Raw genomic sequence first — 2,052 nt, 5'->3', positions numbered from 1 at the left:
TCCGCCGGTGTAGGCCGGGGCGCGGGTCGAGCCCTGGCGCGCACGGCCGGTGCCCTTCTGGCGGAACGGCTTGCGGCCACCGCCACGGACCTCGCCGCGGGTCTTGGTCGAGTGGGTGCCCTGCCGCGCCGCGGCGAGCTGCGCCACGACGACCTGGTGCATCAGGGACAGGTTGGGCTCGACGCCGAAGATCGCGGCGGGGAGCTCGACCGACCCGTCGGCCGAACCGGCCGGGGTACGGACGTCCAGCTTGAGATTCACGGGGTTCTCCGTCGTGGTCATGCGCGCGCACCGCCCTTCACTGCGGAACGGACCATCACGAGGCCGCCGTTGCGACCCGGGATGGCTCCCTTGATCAGGAGGACGCCGGCCTCGGCGTCGACCTTGTGGACCTTGAGGTTCATCGTGGTCACGCGCTCGTTGCCCATGCGTCCGGCCATCTTCTTGCCCCGGAACACCCGGCCCGGGGTCGATGCGCCGCCGATGGAACCGGGCCGACGGTGCACGGCCTGGGTACCGTGCGAGGCACCCTGGCCCGCGAAGCCGTGACGCTTCATCGTGCCGGCGAATCCCTTGCCCTTGGAGGTGCCGGTGACGTCGACGAAGGCGCCGTCGGAGAACACGTCCGCGCCGAGCTCCTGGCCCAGCTCGTAGCCGGCCGCCTGCTCGGCGTTGTCGAGTCGGATCTCCGCGACGTGGCGACGCGGGGTCACACCCGCCTTGGCGAACTGACCCGACACGGGCTTGGTGACCTTGCGGGGGTCGATCGCGCCGAAGGCGATCTGGACGGCGTTGTAGCCGTCGGTCTGCTCTGTACGGATCCCGGTGACGACACACGGCCCGGCCTTGATGACGGTAACCGGGACGACCCGGTTGTTCTCGTCGAAGACCTGGGTCATGCCGAGCTTCGCGCCCAGGATTCCCTTGATCTCGGTTGTACTCATCTGTTCACTGTCTCCGCTGCACGTTGCTTGCTGACCGCTGCTCGGTCGGAGGTCACTGGATGTTGACGTCGACGCTGGCAGGCAGGTCGATGCGCATGAGCGCGTCCACGGTCTTGGGCGTGGGGTCGAGGATGTCGATCAACCGCTTGTGGGTGCGCATCTCGAAGTGCTCGCGCGAATCCTTGTACTTGTGCGGCGAGCGGATGACGCAGTACACGTTCTTCTCGGTCGGCAACGGCACCGGGCCGACGACACGAGCTCCCGTGCGGGTGACCGTCTCGACGATCTTGCGCGCCGAGGCGTCGATGGCCTCGTGGTCGTAGGCCTTGAGCCGGATGCGGATCTTTTGTCCCGCCACTTCGTCCTCTTTCTCCCTCCGCCCGTGAAGGCGGCTGTCGTGAGCGCCCTCGCTGCGCGGGGGACACCTGGTGTGTTCGCTTGTCGTACATGACACCGTCAGACCGTCTACCACCCGGTCTCGTGCATCGGTGCTCCGTCGTGGAGGGCCGCCGTCGTGCGCTCACGAACGTGACACGACGATGAGCCCTCCAGAGGACGGAGAGCCGCACTCCCGCGAGACGAGGGTGACGGCGGAACCGATCCGCTGCCGCTGTTGACGTGTCACGACGCGTCCACGCGGTCGGGCGTGTCGCCCTCCCACTTTTCCGGCGGGTGATCGCTCACCCGCCCTTGTCGTGCTCGCCCGACCAACCCGGTTCACCCGCGGCCCGAGGGCTACACGAGTTCGCCGCCTTGTCCGGGCAACTCGACCAGTATGCCGCACTGACCCCACGGGATCAAAATCGCCGCGGACGACCGGTCGCGGACGGCGTGCGCGGCTCGCCCCGGCTTCGGTACCGTCGAACCATCAGAGCCTCTCGGCGCCTCGTCCCCCAGGAGTGCAGAACGTGAACAGCCGACGCGAACCACGCGACCCCGCCGCCTACAAGCGGGATCGGCGTCAAGCCGTCCTGCGGCATCACCCCGACAAGGGCGGTGACCCCGACGCGATGCTCCGCGCCCTCGAGGAGGTCGACCGCCGGCACGGCGTCAGCGCCGCCCGCCGTCCGGATCACGCCGCGACCGCCGAGCAGGTCGCCGCCGTGGC

4 protein-coding genes are annotated in these 2,052 nt (G+C 69.1%); 1 reads left to right on the top strand and 3 read right to left on the bottom strand.

The features are described 5' to 3' along the window. From rplD to rpsJ, 3 genes are all read right to left on the bottom strand, one after another. Positions 1-261 (bottom strand): 50S ribosomal protein L4 (gene rplD, locus G6026_RS17465; protein WP_347238108.1); only part of this gene is annotated, 261 nt, incomplete at its 3' end. Positions 262-278: 17 nt separating this feature from the next. Continuing rightward, positions 279-944, bottom strand: coding sequence for a 50S ribosomal protein L3 (gene rplC, locus G6026_RS13415; protein ID WP_107757061.1), 666 nt, complete (start codon positions 942-944; stop codon positions 279-281). 52 nt (positions 945-996) lie between these two features. Further along, positions 997-1,302, bottom strand: a complete 306-nt coding sequence (rpsJ, locus tag G6026_RS13410; RefSeq protein WP_003938093.1) for a 30S ribosomal protein S10 — start codon at positions 1,300-1,302, stop codon at positions 997-999. A gap of 550 nt (positions 1,303-1,852) precedes the next feature. Here rpsJ and G6026_RS13405 point away from each other — a divergent pair. Then, on the top strand, positions 1,853-2,052 hold a 200-nt coding region (locus G6026_RS13405), incomplete at its 3' end, for a hypothetical protein (RefSeq protein WP_182613461.1).

This window comes from Dietzia sp. DQ11-38-2, from assembly GCF_014145055.1.
GTDB lineage: Bacteria > Actinomycetota > Actinomycetes > Mycobacteriales > Mycobacteriaceae > Dietzia.
The sequence above is the reverse complement of the archived record's forward strand: the minus strand, read 5'-3'. Positions and strand labels throughout refer to the sequence as shown.

Excerpts from the sequence above, each read along its gene's own strand:
- rplC (WP_107757061.1), bottom strand. The coding sequence starts at position 944 with ATGAGTACAACCGAGATCAAGGGAATCCTGGGCGCGAAGCTCGGCATG.